Origin of the sequence: Flaviflexus salsibiostraticola (assembly GCF_003952265.1) — a bacterium.
Lineage (GTDB): Bacteria > Actinomycetota > Actinomycetes > Actinomycetales > Actinomycetaceae > Flaviflexus > Flaviflexus salsibiostraticola.
In genome coordinates, this window is sequence record NZ_CP034438.1 from 699,961 (window position 1) to 715,821 (window position 15,861).

10 protein-coding genes, 3 rRNA genes and 1 pseudogene are annotated in these 15,861 nt (G+C 61.9%); 3 read left to right on the forward strand and 11 right to left on the reverse strand.

The genetic code is table 11. From position 1 onward, the window contains the following. Positions 1-2: 2 nt before the first annotated feature. The 8 genes and pseudogenes from EJO69_RS03305 to argH form a co-directional block, all read right to left on the reverse strand. Positions 3-1,214 carry a D-arabinono-1,4-lactone oxidase gene (locus tag EJO69_RS03305; protein ID WP_126039207.1) on the reverse strand — a complete coding sequence of 404 codons (1,212 nt, stop codon included), beginning with the start codon at positions 1,212-1,214 and terminating at the stop codon, positions 3-5. A gap of 130 nt (positions 1,215-1,344) precedes the next feature. Beyond that, a 5S ribosomal RNA gene (gene rrf / locus EJO69_RS03310) occupies positions 1,345-1,461 on the reverse strand. Between the two features lie 130 nt (positions 1,462-1,591). After that, positions 1,592-4,678 (reverse strand): 23S ribosomal RNA (locus tag EJO69_RS03315). A gap of 305 nt (positions 4,679-4,983) precedes the next feature. Beyond that, a 16S ribosomal RNA gene (locus tag EJO69_RS03320) occupies positions 4,984-6,516 on the reverse strand. The 16S, 23S and 5S rRNA genes sit together here, the layout of an rRNA operon. 373 nt (positions 6,517-6,889) lie before the next feature. Next, positions 6,890-8,148: pseudogene (tyrS, locus tag EJO69_RS03325) on the reverse strand (tyrosine--tRNA ligase). Between the two features lie 51 nt (positions 8,149-8,199). Beyond that, positions 8,200-8,661, reverse strand: coding sequence for an EVE domain-containing protein (locus EJO69_RS03330; RefSeq protein ID WP_164519854.1), 462 nt, complete (start codon positions 8,659-8,661; stop codon positions 8,200-8,202). Beyond that, complete coding sequence (locus EJO69_RS03335) at positions 8,658-9,212, reverse strand: DNA-3-methyladenine glycosylase (RefSeq protein WP_126042302.1); 555 nt, start codon at positions 9,210-9,212, stop codon at positions 8,658-8,660. The genes EJO69_RS03330 and EJO69_RS03335 overlap by 4 nt, the downstream gene beginning before the upstream one ends. An 8-nt stretch (positions 9,213-9,220) precedes the next feature. After that, positions 9,221-10,630 (reverse strand): argininosuccinate lyase, encoded by a 1,410-nt coding sequence (argH, locus tag EJO69_RS03340; RefSeq protein ID WP_126039213.1) that lies wholly within the window; start codon positions 10,628-10,630, stop codon positions 9,221-9,223. A 175-nt stretch (positions 10,631-10,805) separates the two neighbouring features. Between argH and EJO69_RS03345 the strand changes: the two genes are divergently transcribed. Both EJO69_RS03345 and ilvD read left to right on the forward strand, forming a co-directional pair. Then, entirely contained in the window at positions 10,806-12,041 is a 1,236-nt protein-coding gene (locus tag EJO69_RS03345) for an MFS transporter (RefSeq protein WP_164519855.1), read from the forward strand. 108 nt (positions 12,042-12,149) lie between these two features. Further along, a complete protein-coding gene (gene ilvD, locus EJO69_RS03350) occupies positions 12,150-13,847 on the forward strand; it encodes a dihydroxy-acid dehydratase (RefSeq protein WP_126039218.1) in 1,698 nt (565 codons plus the stop codon). Positions 13,848-13,852: 5 nt separating this feature from the next. On the opposite strand, the gene EJO69_RS03355 is transcribed toward ilvD, so the two are convergent. From EJO69_RS03355 to EJO69_RS03365, 3 genes are read right to left on the reverse strand one after another with little or no spacing between them, the layout of a single operon-like run. After that, positions 13,853-14,284, reverse strand: coding sequence for a hypothetical protein (locus EJO69_RS03355; protein WP_126039221.1), 432 nt, complete (start codon positions 14,282-14,284; stop codon positions 13,853-13,855). Positions 14,285-14,312: 28 nt separating this feature from the next. Continuing rightward, entirely contained in the window at positions 14,313-14,699 is a 387-nt protein-coding gene (locus tag EJO69_RS03360) for a hypothetical protein (protein ID WP_126039223.1), read from the reverse strand. Then, positions 14,660-15,088: a Rossmann-fold NAD(P)-binding domain-containing protein gene (locus EJO69_RS03365; RefSeq protein WP_126039226.1), complete on the reverse strand. Its 429-nt coding sequence runs from the start codon at positions 15,086-15,088 to the stop codon at positions 14,660-14,662. Before EJO69_RS03365 ends, EJO69_RS03360 begins: the two co-directional genes overlap by 40 nt. A gap of 392 nt (positions 15,089-15,480) precedes the next feature. Here EJO69_RS03365 and EJO69_RS03370 point away from each other — a divergent pair, with 392 nt between their 5' ends. Next, the gene (locus tag EJO69_RS03370) at positions 15,481-15,834 is read left to right on the forward strand and encodes a DsrE family protein (protein ID WP_028708018.1); all 354 of its coding nucleotides are present in this window, start codon (positions 15,481-15,483) and stop codon (positions 15,832-15,834) included. Positions 15,835-15,861: the final 27 nt, after the last annotated feature.

Sequence of the window (15,861 nt, forward strand, 5' to 3'; positions counted from 1 at the left end):
TGTCATCCTCCCGTGCCGAGAAGTTCGCGCAGATAATCATTGAGGAAGAGACCATGCGGATCGTGACGCGCTCGAAGCCGCTGGAAGGCCTGCCATTCCGGATAGTGAGGCTGCAGCTGCTCCGCCACCATCGTATGCTTCTTGCCCCAATGGGGGCGCCCGTCGAAACTCTGGAGGATCGGTTCCATATCGTCGAAGTATGGTCTGTACGGCAGACCGACGTTCTGGAGCAGTGCGATTGTCATCGTCGGCCGAGAGTGGGCGTTGCTCAACATCGCACGGTCCGGTGCGATTGTGCGGACAAGCACTCGCCATCCAACATAGGAGCGGTGCTTCTCCTTGATCCGCTTTCGGACCTGCTGGAAGGCTGTCATTCCAGCTTCGAGCGGAAGCATGTATTCCATCTCCTCAAAGTGCAGATGGCGATCATTCGGCAGGATCTCGTACGAGGGACCCATCTCGTCGGTGCGCAGCTCTCCAGGAGGCAGGAGCTCCGGCTCATCGCCGGGGATGTTGACCATGCGGACCTGCGCCAGATCGCTGCGGGGATACCAATAGAAGTCGAGCGATCTGTTCTGCTCGATCAGCTCCCCAAAATTGTCCATCACCCAATCGATGTGGGTCATCCAGTTGAGCCGGTGCAGATCGAATGCAGGTCTGACACGGAGGGTCAAGGTTGAGAGGACCCCAAGGGCGCCCAACGACACCTGGACCGCCCGAAGGAGCTCGTCGTCCTCGCCGCGATCGGTCTCCACCCCGAACGGAACACTCTGCCCCGTCCCATCAACGAATGTACCTCCCACCAAGAAGGAGGAAAGATTGCCCAGGCGCTTCCCGCTGCCGTGCGTGCCGGTGCTGATCGAACCCGCAATGGTCTGATAATCAACATCCCCGTAGTTCTCGATGGCAAGGCCGGCCTCGGCGAGTTCGGATCCCAATGCAGATAGACCCGTCCCGGGCCGCACCGTCGCGAGCCCCCTCTCCGAATCAGTGGACACCACTCCACTCATTCTGTCGAGCGACACCATGATCTCATCGGTGGCAGCAAGCGGAGTCGACGAATGCCCGGATCCGACCGGCCGAACATGGGCGTGGGCCTCGCCTGCGCGAGAAATGATCTGCACCAGCTCAGTTTCGGTTCGGGGATACAGCAGATCAGACGGCTGGGATTCGATACTGCCGGACCAATTGGTGAATGTCTCTGGTGGGCTCATGTTCCCCACCGTAGCCCGCAGATGCGGCGCAGGTCACCTTTTACTCTGCTCGTGAACCGAGTTCGCTGCGGCTCTCAGGCAAAAGGAAAGGGCCCGGGACTGGTGTCCTGGGCCCTTTCCGGGGGTGTTATGGCGGCGGTGTCCTACTCTCCCACACCCTCCCGAGTGCAGTACCATCGGCGCTGGTGGGCTTAGCTTCCGGGTTCGGAATGGGACCGGGCGTTTCCCCACCGCTAGAGCCACCGCCAAAATCTTGGGGTCACGTCAAACGTGTGGTTATTCAGTTATGGACTGGTCACGGGTGGGTTGGGTGGTGACCGTACAGTGGACGCGGAGCATCGGAGCTCGTATGGAACAGTGTGTTCCCTTTTTTGTGTGTTGTGAATTCTTTGGCCATTAGTACCAGTCAGCTTCACACCTTGCGGTGCTTCCACGTCTGGCCTATCAACCCCGTGGTCTTCAGGGGGCCTTCACCAACAATGTTGGATGGAAACCTCATCTTGAAGCAGGCTTCCCGCTTAGATGCTTTCAGCGGTTATCCCTTCCGAACGTAGCCAACCAGCCATGCACCTGGCGGTACAACTGGCACACCAGAGGTTCGTCCGTCCCGGTCCTCTCGTACTAGGGACAGCCCTTCTCAAGTTTCCAACGCGCGCAGCGGATAGGGACCGAACTGTCTCACGACGTTCTGAACCCAGCTCGCGTACCGCTTTAATGGGCGAACAGCCCAACCCTTGGGACCTACTCCAGCCCCAGGATGCGACGAGCCGACATCGAGGTGCCAAACCATGCCGTCGATATGAACTCTTGGGCAGGATCAGCCTGTTATCCCCGGGGTACCTTTTATCCGTTGAGCGACGGCGCTTCCACAAGCCACCGCCGGATCACTAGTTCCTGCTTTCGCACCTGCTCGACCTGTCAGTCTCACAGTCAAGCTCCCTTGTACACTTGCACTCGCCACCTGATTACCAACCAGGCTGAGGGAACCTTTGAGCGCCTCCGTTACATTTTGGGAGGCAACCGCCCCAGTTAAACTACCCACCAGGCACTGTCCCTGAACCAGATCATGGTCCGAGGTTAGATGTGCAATACGACCAGAGTGGTATTTCAACAATGACTCCACACCCACTAGCGTGAATGCTTCACAGTCTCCCACCTATCCTACACAAGCCGTACCGAACACCAATACCAAGCTATAGTAAAGGTCCCGGGGTCTTTCCGTCCTGCTGCGCGTAACGAGCATCTTTACTCGTCGTGCAATTTCGCCGAGTTCGTGGTTGAGACAGCGGAGAAGTCGTTACGCCATTCGTGCAGGTCGGAACTTACCCGACAAGGAATTTCGCTACCTTAGGATGGTTATAGTTACCACCGCCGTTTACTGGGGCTTAAATTCCCAGCTTCGCCCACCACAAGGGTGAGCTGACCAGTCCTCTTAACCTTCCAGCACCGGGCAGGCGTCAGTCCGTATACATCGTCTTACGACTTCGCACGGACCTGTGTTTTTGATAAACAGTCGCTTCTCCCTGGTCTCTGCGACCCTCGCCCCTAACCCGCATGGGGTTTCAAGGCTCGGGTCCCCCTTCTTCCAAAGTTACGGGGGCATTTTGCCGAGTTCCTTAACCACGATTCTCTCGATCGCCTTAGTATTCTCTACCTGACTACCTGTGTCGGTTTCGGGTACGGGCGGCTGGTACCTCGCGTCGAGGCTTTTCTAGACAGTACAGGATCACCCTACTTCCCCCATACGGGGTCATCATCAGACCTCACCCTCATGTCTCCCGGATTTGCCTGGGAGACGGGCTGCGTCCTTAAACGTGCCAAGCCATAAGACACGCGGTGGCTACCTCTCTGCGTCACCCCTGTTAATACGCTTGCCTACCGTAAGATCAGGTCCCACGCGCACCACCACACCATCCCGAAGGACGCTGCGGCGGCTTGGGTGGTTAGTATCCCTCACCTCAGCATTGGACGGTACTTCGCCGGTCACCAGAATATCAACTGGTTGTCCATCGACTACGCCTGTCGGCCTCGCCTTAGGTCCCGACTAACCCAGGGCGGATTAACCTGGCCCTGGAACCCTTAGTCATTCGGCGGACGGGTTTCTCACCCGTCTTTCGCTACTCATGCCTGCATTCTCACTCGTCACCATTCCACCGACGCTCACGCCCCGGCTTCACCACGATGACGACGCTCCCCTACCCAGCAACACGACTGTGCTGCTGCCATGGTTTCGGCGGTGTACTTAAGCCCCGCTACATTGTCGGCGCACAATCACTTGACCAGTGAGCTATTACGCACTCTTTCAAGGGTGGCTGCTTCTAAGCCAACCTCCTGGTTGTCACTGCAACTGCACATCCTTTCCCACTTAGCACACGCTTAGGGGCCTTAACCGATGGTCTGGGCTGTTTCCCTCTCGACTACGAAGCTTATCCCCCGCAGTCTCACTGCCACGCAAACGTAACCGGCATTCGGAGTTTGGCTGACGTCAGTAACCCGGTGGGGCCCATCAGCCATCCAGTAGCTCTACCTCCGGCACGCTACACGCAACGCTGCACCTAAATGCATTTCGGGGAGAACCAGCTATCACGGAGTTTGATTGGCCTTTCACCCCTACCCACAGGTCATCCCCTCCATTTTCAACTGAAGTGGGTTCGGGCCTCCACACGCTCTTACACGTGCTTCACCCTGCCCATGGGTAGATCACCCCGCTTCGGGTCTAGAGCATGCGACTCAAACGCCCTATTCAGACTCGCTTTCGCTACGGCTACCCCACACGGGTTAACCTTGCCACACACCACTAACTCGCAGGCTCATTCTTCAAAAGGCACGCCATCACCCCAACAAAGGAGGCTCTGACGGATTGTAGGCGCCCGGTTTCAGGTACTATTTCACTCCCCTCCCGGGGTACTTTTCACCATTCCCTCACGGTACTTATCCACTATCGGTCACTAGGGAGTATTCAGGCTTACAAAGTGGTCTTTGCAGATTCACACGAGATTCCACGAGCCCCGTGCTACTTGGGATACGCATAAGACAACATGCTGCAGTTTCATCTACCGGGCTCTCACCGTCTACGGCCCTGTTTCCCACCAGGCTCGACTACCACAACACATCCATCCCGGCCCCTTTACGGAGGACCGACAACACGCTCCCACAACACCGCATGCGCAACGCCCGTAAGCTCTCACACACACACGGTTTAGCCATCATCCGCGTTCGCTCACCACTACTGACGGAATATCTCTTCCTGCGGGTACTGAGATGTTTCACTTCCCCGCGTTCCCCCCACACACCCTATACATTCAGGTGCGGGTAACCCACCATAACGTGGGCCAGGTTTCCCCATTCGGACACCCTCGGATCACAGCTCGTTTGCCAACTCCCCGAGGCTTATCGCAGGCTACAACGTCCTTCTTCGGCTCCCAGTGCCAAGGCATCCACCGAACGCCCCTACAAAATTCACAACAAAAAGAACTCTTCGATTCACACAAACCAAAGATGCTCGCGTCCACTATACAGTTACCAAACAACCCACCCACACCACACACACCAACCACAGGCCGGCGCACACAGCGGAGCAGCCAGGGCTGCTGACCCCAAACCCCAACAGCATGCCGTTTCTCATTCAAAAACATCGTGTCCCGAGTGCACACTCAAGCAGCACACCACTCGCTACCCCATCGGCAGGAACATCGCCACCACACCACCAGCACAGACAAAAAGCCTGTGAACACTGACCATGTGGATTTCGGGAAAAAATTCTCCCTAGAAAGGAGGTGATCCAGCCGCACCTTCCGGTACGGCTACCTTGTTACGACTTCGTCCCAATCGCCAACCCCACCTTCGACCGCTCCCCCCACAAGGGTTAGGCCACGGGCTTCGGGTGTTGCCAACTTTCGTGACGTGACGGGCGGTGTGTACAAGGCCCGGGAACGTATTCACCGCAGCGTTGCTGATCTGCGATTACTAGCGACTCCGACTTCATGGGGTCGAGTTGCAGACCCCAATCCGAACTGAGACCGGCTTTAAGGGATTCGCTCAGCCTTACGACATCGCAACCCTCTGTACCGGCCATTGTAGCATGCGTGAAGCCCAAGACATAAGGGGCATGATGATTTGACGTCATCCCCACCTTCCTCCGAGTTAACCCCGGCAGTCTCTCGTGAGTCCCCACCATCATGTGCTGGCAACACGAGACAAGGGTTGCGCTCGTTGCGGGACTTAACCCAACATCTCACGACACGAGCTGACGACAACCATGCACCACCTGTACACCACCCCGAAGGCTGCCCCATCTCTGGAACATCGCAGTGTATGTCAAGCCTTGGTAAGGTTCTTCGCGTTGCATCGAATTAATCCGCATGCTCCGCCGCTTGTGCGGGCCCCCGTCAATTCCTTTGAGTTTTAGCCTTGCGGCCGTACTCCCCAGGCGGGGCACTTAATGCGTTAGCTACGGCGCAGAAGTCAAAGACCCCCACACCTAGTGCCCAACGTTTACGGCATGGACTACCAGGGTATCTAATCCTGTTCGCTCCCCATGCTTTCGCTCCTCAGCGTCAGTTATAGCCCAGAGACCTGCCTTCGCCATCGGTGTTCCTCCTGATATCTGCGCATTCCACCGCTACACCAGGAATTCCAGTCTCCCCTACTACACTCAAGCCTGCCCGTACCCACTGCAAGCGCGGAGTTAAGCCCCGCGTTTTCACAGCAGACGCGACAAGCCGCCTACGAGCTCTTTACGCCCAATAATTCCGGACAACGCTCGCGCCCTACGTATTACCGCGGCTGCTGGCACGTAGTTAGCCGGCGCTTCTTATGCAGGTACCCTCAACCAGGCCAAAACCTGGACTTGTTCCCTGCCGAAAGAGGTTTACAACCCGAAAGCCGTCATCCCTCACGCGGCGTCGCTGCATCAAGCTTTCGCTCATTGTGCAATATTCCCCACTGCTGCCTCCCGTAGGAGTCTGGGCCGTATCTCAGTCCCAGTGTGGCCGGTCACCCTCTCAGGCCGGCTACCCGTCGACGCCTTGGTAGGCCATCACCCCACCAACAAGCTGATAGGCCGCGAGCCCATCCCCTCCCAATAAATCTTTCCAACAACCACCATGCGGCAGCCGCTGAATATCCGGTATTAGACCCAGTTTCCCAAGCTTATCCCGAAGAAAGGGGCAGGTTACTCACGTGTTACTCACCCGTTCGCCACTAATCCACCCCCAGCAAGCTGGAGACTTCATCGTTCGACTTGCATGTGTTAAGCACGCCGCCAGCGTTCGTCCTGAGCCAGGATCAAACTCTCCGTAAAAACCTTACAGAAAAGCTGAAACAGCTCCATAAAAATACAGAACAAAAAAATCATCAAACAAAAAACGACACACTATTGAGATTCAAAACAAGCAACCCACAACCGGAGAAATGCTGGGCATTCCGCCGAAAGAGGCGTTTCACAAGCTTACAATCAGCGGGCTATCCCGTCAAGATCTGTGACCGAGCGAACTCGTCCACCTGCTTGGCTTTGGGGCGCATGAAGCCCAGGATCAATTTCCTGACTGGCTTTCCGCTTCCCCGCGGCGAGACATAACTTTACGGATCCGACCCCAGTCGGTCAAATCCGGTGCGGGTGAGCCGCGCCACCAAGCGACTTTTCGGCTCACCCGCGCGGTTTTCCCGCCTTTGGCTCAGTCCGCCCGACCGACTGCGAGGTTCTTCTTGCCCTTGCGGACCAGAATGATCCCGCCCGGCAGAATCTGGCTGCCGTCGATCACGGCGTCGACATCGACGACTTTGACGCTGTTGATCGACAGGCCGCCGGCCGCGATGGTGCGGCGTGCAGCGCCGCGGCCCTTTTCGAGGCCAAGCGATTCGACAAGCTCGACGACGGGCATACCCACATGCGCGGGGCGCTCGGCAGTTCGGCGACTGCGTCTTGGAGGGTTGCCCCGTCCAGGTTGGACGGATCCACCGTGCCGAAGAGTGCAGCTGAGGCCTCCTTGACGCGAGCAGTGGCCTCTGCCCCGTGCACGAACGTCGTCACCTCGTCTGCGAGCCGGCGCTGCCCAAGCCGCAGGTGGGGCTTGTCGACAGATTCCGCGACAACGTCGGCGATCTCCTCGAGATCAACAAAGGTGAAAACCTTGAGCAGCCTCTCAACATCACTGTCGGCCGTATTGAGCCAGAACTGGTAGAAGGCGTACGGGCTCAGCATCTGCGGGTCGAGCCAGATCGCCCCACCTTCGGTCTTGCCGAACTTCGTACCATCCGCCTTGGTGATGATGGGCGTCGTGAGCACGTGGGCCGACCTGCCCTCGGCTTTATGGATGAGATCGACTCCGCCGACGAGGTTGCCCCACTGGTCGTTGCCGCCGGTCTGAAGGACGCAGCCGTAGCGACGGTAGAGCTCGAGGAAGTCGTTCGCCTGAAGGATCTGGTAGGAGAACTCCGTGTAGGAGATGCCCTCGTCGGACTCGAGCCGCCTCGCCACTGTGTCCTTCGCAAGCATCGTGCCCAGCCGGAAGTGCTTCCCGAGTCCGCGCAGGAAGTCGATCGCCGACATCGCCGACGTCCAGTCGTAGTTGTTGACGATGGTCGCGGCGTTCTCCCCCTCGAAGTCGAGGAAGCCGGAGAGCTGCGATGCAAGCCGTCCGGTCCACTCCTGAACCTGCTCCGCAGGGTTGAGCGTGCGCTCCCCCGATGCGCGCGGGTCCCCGATGAGTCCGGTCGCCCCACCCACGAGGACGAGGGGCCGATGACCCGCGTTCTGCAGGTGGCGCATAAGGATGACGGCGACGAGGTGGCCGTGGTGGAGGGAGGGGCCCGTCGGGTCGAATCCGCAGTAATACGTGATCGGTCCCCCGTCCAGCGCCGCGCGCAGCTGAGCCAGATCCGTATGCTGGGCGATCAGGCCACGCTGCTGAAGCTCGTCAAGAATGTGGGACACGTACCTCTCCTCGTGTTGAAAAATTCCCCCACAGTATCGCACGCAGGCAGATCACGTCCGTGCGGCGGGGATGTCGGTCTCAGTGAACAGAATATTCCAGATCGTCGCTGCCGCCTCATCGGGCAGGCGCGTGCCCGACTGACGCGGCGTCCAGATCACACCGGGCGCCGCCGCACGGAGCTCATCAAGGGTGACGGGGTCATCGAGATCGATGACCGCCTTCATGGCGATGTCGACGTAGCCGGCCTCCAGAGAGCGGGCCTCGGGGTTCCAGTGTGGGCCGACCGAGACCTCTGAGACGACCTCGCAGGCACCGACGAGGCCCCGGGGCTCACTGCCGACCCTGACGATGAGACCGCGGTCGCCCGGGGTGATGCCATGCCTGCGCGTACCCGTGTTCCAGCGCGACTGCGGCGTCTGACCTGCACGGATGAGAGGCGCCCACCGCTCCCAATCGGGGTACGGATCATAGGCGAGCTCGGGGTTGACGAGGAAGAGGAACGTCGCCGTCACGGTTTGCCCGGGCGGTAGGGGCTGACGTGTCGGTCGCCGGGAATCCAGAAGCGCAACGGGTATTCGTTCGTGCCGCCGGCTCCGGACACGCCGACTCGCGGGCCTGAGGTCCACTCGACGGGCTCCGGCGATGCCTCGAGCCTGATGCGATCACCGATGCGGGTCCCGTTGAAGGATCCGTCGATGCCGAGAGCCTGGGCGAGCCGGGCCGGTCCACGCGCCAGGTCGCGGTCCGTCTTTGCCGCAACCCTCCGGGTGCGGGCCACCTCGTGATTGTCGACCACCTCGCCGGCTCGGAGGAGGACACCGCCGGCCTGACCCTCGGGCCAGCACACGATGTTCGCCGACCAATGCATCCCGTAGATGTAGTAGACGTACAGATGACCGGGCGGGCCGAACATCGAGGCGTTCCGCGCTGTCCTCCCCCGGAACGCATGCGAGCCGGGATCGAACTCACCGCGGTACGCCTCAACCTCAACGATCCGCACCGCCACGTCGGTCGAGATCGTCGCGCCGAGCAGCATAGGGGCGACCTCGCACGGGTCGCGCATGAGGTCGATCACGACTGGACGAAGCCTCGAAGTCGCTCGAGTTCGGCTGCCGCGCGGCTCCGCTGCTCTGCCACGCGCACCGGCGCAGTCCCGCCCCTGCCATCGCGCGACGCAACGGATCCTTCGATCGTGAGAACGTCGCGCACATCCGGAGTCAGGCGCTCGTCAATCGCACGGAAGTCCTCGTCGGAGAGCTGATCGAGCTCGATGCCGCGCTCCTCGCACACTCGCACACAGGAGCCGGAGATCTCGTGGGCATCCCGGAACGCGACCCCCTGCTTGACGAGCCATTCGGCGATGTCTGTGGCGAGGGAGAACCCTTGGGGCGCCAACTCCGCCATGCGGTCGCAGTGAAGCGTCATAGTCGCGATCATGCCGGTCATCGCCGGCAGCAGGGCGTCGAGCGTGTCGACCTGGTCAAACACCGGCTCCTTGTCCTCCTGGAGGTCACGGTTGTACGCGAGCGGCAGCCCCTTGAGCGTGGCGAGCAGGCCGGCGTGATCGCCGATCAGTCGACCGGACTTGCCGCGGGCCAGTTCTGCCACGTCCGGGTTCTTCTTCTGCGGCATGATCGACGAGCCGGTCGAGTAGGAGTCGTCGAGTGTGACGAAGGAGAACTCCTTCGTGTTCCAGACGATGATCTCTTCGGCGAGGCGCGACATGTCGATGCCGATCATCGCGAAGATGAACGAGTATTCGGCGACGATGTCCCGCGACGCGGTGGCATCGATCGAGTTCTCGGCGACGGCATCGAAGCCGAGCTCGTCGGCGATCGCCGACGCGTCCATCCCCAGTGTGTTCCCCGCGAGCGCACCCGCTCCATAGGGCGAGACGGCGGCGCGGGTGTCGGCATTCTCGAGCCGTGCCACGTCCCGCAGCAGCGGCCACGCGTGGGCGAGCAGGTGGTGGGCGACGAGGACGGGCTGTGCGTGTTGGAGGTGGGTGCGGCCGGGCATGATCGCGTCCCCCGCTCTCTCGGCCTTCGAGAGAAGGGCGGCCACGAGATCGAGGACACGGGTACCGATCCTTCGGGACTCGTCGCGCAGGTACATGCGGACGAACGTCGCGATCTGGTCGTTGCGCGACCGGCCTGCGCGCAGCTTTCCGCCAAGGGCTCCTGCGCGTTCGAGGAGTCCGCGCTCGAGCGCCGTGTGCACGTCTTCATCGGCCTGCGACGGCGCGAACGCGCCGCTGCGGACATCATCTTCGAGACGATCGAGTGCGGCGATCATCTCTCCGACCTCGGGCTCGGTGAGCAGGCCGGCTCGGCCGAGCTCGCGGGCGTGGGCGCGGGATCCCCTGATGTCGTAGATTGCGAGTCGCCAGTCGAAGTGCGTCGACTTCGACAGGTGGGCGAGAGCATCGGCGGGGCCGCCCTCGAAGCGACCTCCCCACAGGGCCATATTCTTGTCGGTCATTCCTCCATTTTGCCCCACGCGCCACCGACGGGAGAATCTTCCCTGCCGACCGTGAGATATCCGCCTAGGATGGCGCCATGATCGGCAGAGCAGCCCACCGCATCCTCCCGCCACGGCGACGGGATTCGTTTGAACGACCGCGCGACGGCGGGCCAGCCGAGCTGTGAGGAGCCCGGTGCGGGCGCTGATCGCACCCATCTATCTGCCGTCGCTCGTCTACTCGGTCGGCAATGGGGCACTCCAGCCGGTAGTCGTGCTCGCCGCACTCGAGATCGGGTTCTCGCAGGCCGGTGCATCGGCAGTCCTGGGCGTGGCCGGCCTCGTCGGCGTATTCTCCGCCCCCGTCCTCGGCCGTGTCATCACGCGGCTCGGGGACCGAAGGTCCCTCATCTGCGCGAGTGTGCTCGCGCTCTTCGCGCTCGGAATGTCGATCAGCGCCATGCTCGTCCCCGACACGCCGTACGCGACCGGCGCCTTCATGGTCGGCATCGCCCTCGTCGCCATCTCCCTCAATGTGTGGATGCTCGCACGGCAGGCCTACATCGCCGATGCTCTGCCGGGTGAGTGGCGTGGCCGGGGTCTGTCGACACTGGGCGGCATGCTTCGGCTCGGGGTTCTCATCGGCCCGCTTGCGTCGACGGCGCTCATTGCCCTCTGGGGCCTGGAATCGATCTTCGTCATGAACGCGGTGACCGTGGCGATCGCGCTCGCTCTCATCGTCCGCTTCCTGACGCCGCTGCCATCACGGGCACCGAGCGAGACCCGTGCGGACCACAGTCCGGATGCGCATCCCGGCGGCGTGGTGCGTCCGGATCTCCGCTCGACGGCGATCGCCGGCATCGGCGTCTCGACCCTCATGGTGCTCCGCTCGAACAAGAACGTCATCATTCCCCTCTGGGGGACAACTCTGGGGCTGGACAACGAGATCATCACCCTCGCTTTCGCCGTCTCCGCACTGATCGACACTGCGATGTTCTATCCGGGCGGTCGACTCTCCGATCGCCACGGTCGGCTGTGGGGGCTGGTGCCCAGTCTCGCGATCATGTCGGTCGCCATCGGGCTCATGGTGGTGTGGGTGGATTCGCTCGGTTTCTTCGTGGCGAGCGCCCTGCTCGGCCTGGGCAACGGCTTTGGCTCAGGCATCCTCATGACGATCGGAGCGGATCTCTCCCCCTCGACCAATCGTGCACACTTCCTCGGCTACTGGCAGGCGATCTCCAATTCTGGCATGGCCGCAGGGCCATTCGTCGTCTCGACGATGACCGCGGCGATCGGGATCTCGGCCGCGCTGTGGGCGACGGCCGGCATCGGAATCCTTGGGGCGGTATGGTTCAGCGCGCTGCTGCCCCCGACATATCGGCGCCTCGGCCTCACGCTCAAGGGCATGCCGCTGCGCGAGGACTTCGAGTGACATGCGGCGGCGCGGGGCCCTCTGCAGGTGACAAGCCCCATCGCCGGAGGCGACTCCGTCGGACATCGCGGTCGCGCGTATGCCTGTGGTGAGGCTTACACTGGGGCCATGGACGACACGATCGACATCAAGCCCCGCTCACGCGATGTCACCGACGGATTGGAGCGGACGGCCGCACGCGGCATGCTCCGTGCCGTCGGCATGGGGGACGACGACTGGGAGAAGCCCCAGATCGGAATCGCCTCGTCGTGGAACGAGATCACGCCGTGCAATATGACGCTGTCGAAGCTCGCAGGATTCTCGAAGGAGGGTGTCCACCAGGCGGGCGGATACCCGCTCGAGTTCGGCACCATCTCCGTCTCCGACGGGATCTCGATGGGCCACGAGGGCATGCACTACTCCCTCGTCTCCCGCGAGGTCATCGCCGACTCCGTCGAGACGGTCATGTCCGCGGAGAGGCTCGATGGCTCGGTCCTCCTTGCTGGATGTGACAAATCGATTCCCGGCATGCTCATGGCCGCTGCCCGGCTCGACCTCTCGTCCGTGTTCCTCTACAACGGCTCGATCATGCCGGGTACGGCGAAACTCGAAGACGGCACCGAGCGGGAGGTGACCCTCATCGACGCGTTCGAGGCGGTCGGGGCCTGCCGGGCCGGGACCATGTCCGAGAAGGACGTCGATGCGATCGAGCGGGCTGTCTGTCCCGGCGAGGGTGCCTGTGGTGGCATGTACACCGCGAACACCATGGCCTCTGCGGCCGAGGCCATGGGAATGTCCCTGCCCGGGTCGGCCGCGCCGCCCGCCATCCACCGCGACCGCACGCTCTTCGCCCACTCCTCGGGCAGCGCCGTCGTCGAGCTCCTTCGCCGCGGCATCACCGCCCGCGACATCATCACACGGGAATCGCTGCTCAACGCGATCGCCGTCGTCATGGCGTTCGGCGGGTCGACCAATGCCGTCCTCCACCTCATGGCGATCGCCCACGAGGCTGAGGTCGAGCTGTCCCTCGACGACTTCAACCGCGTGGCGGACAGGGTTCCCCACCTCGGCAACCTCAAGCCGTTCGGCGAGTACGTCATGAACGACGTGTTCAAGGTGGGGGGCGTTCCCGTTGTCATGAAGGCTCTGCTCGACAACGGTCTCATCGACGGTGACTGCCTAACGGTGACCGGGAAGACCGTCGCCGAGAACCTCGCCCACATCAATCCCCCGGATCCGGATGGCAGGATCCTGCGCGCCATGGACAACCCGATCCATGCCACGGGTGGCCTTGCCATCCTCCGAGGCTCCCTCGCCCCAGACGGCGCGGTGGTCAAGACCGCCGGTTTCGACGCGGAGGTGTTCGACGGCACGGCGCGCGTCTTCGAACGGGAGCAGCCGGCGATGGACGCGGTCCTCGCGGGCGAGCTCAAGGCCGGCGATGTCATCATCATCCGGTACGAGGGACCCAAGGGTGGGCCCGGTATGAGAGAGATGCTCGCCATCACCGGTGCGATCAAGGGAGCCGGCATCGGGAAGGATGTCCTCCTCATTACTGATGGCCGGTTCTCCGGCGGATCGACCGGGCTCTGCATCGGTCACGTCGCCCCCGAGGCCGTCGATGGCGGCCCCATCGCACTCGTCGAGGATGGGGATCGGATCCGGGTCGATATCCCGAACCGGACTATCGACCTTCATGTCGATGAGGAGATCCTCAAGCAGCGCCGCGAGCGCCTCGTCCATCCCGACAACCCGCGGCTCCACGGCGTGCTCGGCAAGTACACCAAGCTCGTTCAGTCGGCGGCCATCGGTGCCGTCTGCTGGTGACGTGCTCAGGCCTCGAGCCTGAGCACGTAGCGGGCTGACGTCTGCTCATCGCCCGTCACCGTCGTCGTGACCCGGAGGATCTCATCCTCGTTCGGCACGGCGAAGGTGACGCTGCGCCGTGTGCCGTCCGACCCGAAGACAGCGTGGAGGTGGCCGGCTGTCAGGTCAAACGCATCGATCTCGAGGGGGAACATGAGCGCACGGCGGACACTGTGGAAGAAGCCCACGGTGACGATGTCCGGCACGGCGTCCCCATCGACCCAGAGACGGACCCTGCCGTCCCGCACCGGCACGAGGATCGGCTGGCAGGCGGCGCGTGCGAAGTGACCGTGCACGATGTGGAATTGTCGCACCCGCTGGACGGGATTCACTGCTGCGACACTGGAGGGGCCGCTGTCGATGTAGATGACCGGCCCGCGCGACGCCTCGTCTGCCATTCTGTCCTCCCCCATCCATCCCGACCGATCAGCGGTCCGGCCATATCCACTCGGGGCCGTCGGCGTGCGAGGAGGGGCGGTGCAGCATGCCGGACACAGGGGTGAGGACAAGTGCATCGGTCTCATCGGCGCCCGCGACCAGGCGCGGGCTCGCAGGATCGACACGTCCGTCATAGATCAGTGTCCACCCGTGGGCGACAGTCGGCTGCCAGACGATCGTCATCCGGCTGTCGCCGGCGGCGGCGTCGAGGATCGAGCCGCGCACCCCGGTGATCGCGGCGCTGCCCTGCTCGTCGAAGTCGGGGTCGACCGTGAGGACTCGAATACCCTCCTCAGGGTGGTGCGCGATGAGAACACCGCTGGCAAACGCCTTCGTCACTCGGGCGAAGCGTGCTGGTTCCACAGGGATTGACATGGCGGCTCCTTCAACACGGCCATGCTATCGACCGCGAGCGCTCGGCGGATCAGACTTCCGGCCCTTCCCTCCGGGCGATCCGCCTTACCCGCGCCACCGAAGCCGCGCCGGTCACACATCATAAAGGGGCCGGGGCGATTGTGAACTGTTCCCCATTTGTTGGACAAGTTAATTAAACACCTAGGCTGCAGCGTGGCGTCGACCAGACGCTCGGGCTTCTGCTCGGCGAGCGCGACGGTGCCCGGGTTCTCCGACTCGAAACGCTGTCGTTCAGCTGCATCAGCGAAGCTCGCGTCGTGGCAAACCACGGTATAGCCATCCCGCGTAAGCGCCTCGACGGCGGCGGGGCCTGCAAAATGCCGTGCATGAGTCACGAGGGCGATCTTCATTGTTCATTTCCTCTCAATTGGTTCTGGAATTCACGGAGGTCGGCGACCAAGAGGTCGGGCACCTCCAACGCGGCGAAGTGTCCACCGCGAGGCATATCTGTGAAGCGCTCGAGCCGAAACATCCGCTCCAACCACTCGGCCGGCGGTCGTCGAATTTCGGCGGGGAATCGAGCGTACGCAGTGGGCACGTCGATGATCTCGCCCGGAGGAAAAGTCCACCCTTCCCGCGCTCGTTCGGCGTACAGCCGGGATGAGGAGTCAGCCCACTCCCGCGCGCAGCATTCAAATCATCTGCTGACATCGATTGTTAGGCACATATGTGCAGAGTTGTTGTGCAACGACGCGTGTGTACGCAAAGCTGTTCCCAGCTCGACCTGTAGGAGGAATGAGGAATGATGAACGAAAACAGCGATTCGCTGGTCTTCGTGCTCCAGCACAAGAACGACCGCTTCGACCCGATGCCATTCAGCATCGCTCGGAGCTGGACAGAGGATCTGGGCGCCGACATCGCGCTGTACGTGATGTATGACGCGCTGGAACTGATCAAGAAGGACGCAGTCGAGGGCGCGCCCGATATTCGGGAAAGCTTGGACGCACTACTCGCTGCCGGCGTGTCCATCTATGCATGCGGGTTCTGCTCTCGTGCTTGCGAGCTGTCGACCGACGACTATTACCCCGGTATCCAGGTCGCCAACCGGCAGATTTTCCACGGCCTCATGTCTGACCGTCGTCCGCTCTACTGGTGACCGCGGTGAGTCCCACGCCGTTCGAGA

Coding starts and splice junctions, on each gene's coding strand:
- EJO69_RS03360 (WP_126039223.1), bottom strand. CDS start 14,699: ATGTCAATCCCTGTGGAACCAGCACGCTTCGCCCGAGTGACGAAGGCG.
- EJO69_RS03370 (WP_028708018.1), top strand. CDS start 15,481: ATGATGAACGAAAACAGCGATTCGCTGGTCTTCGTGCTCCAGCACAAG.
- EJO69_RS03335 (WP_126042302.1), bottom strand. CDS start 9,212: ATGCGCGACCCGTGCGAGGTCGCCCCTATGCTGCTCGGCGCGACGATC.
- argH (WP_126039213.1), bottom strand. CDS start 10,630: ATGACCGACAAGAATATGGCCCTGTGGGGAGGTCGCTTCGAGGGCGGC.
- EJO69_RS03305 (WP_126039207.1), bottom strand. CDS start 1,214: ATGAGCCCACCAGAGACATTCACCAATTGGTCCGGCAGTATCGAATCC.
- EJO69_RS03365 (WP_126039226.1), bottom strand. CDS start 15,088: ATGAAGATCGCCCTCGTGACTCATGCACGGCATTTTGCAGGCCCCGCC.
- ilvD (WP_126039218.1), top strand. CDS start 12,150: ATGGACGACACGATCGACATCAAGCCCCGCTCACGCGATGTCACCGAC.
- EJO69_RS03355 (WP_126039221.1), bottom strand. CDS start 14,284: ATGGCAGACGAGGCGTCGCGCGGGCCGGTCATCTACATCGACAGCGGC.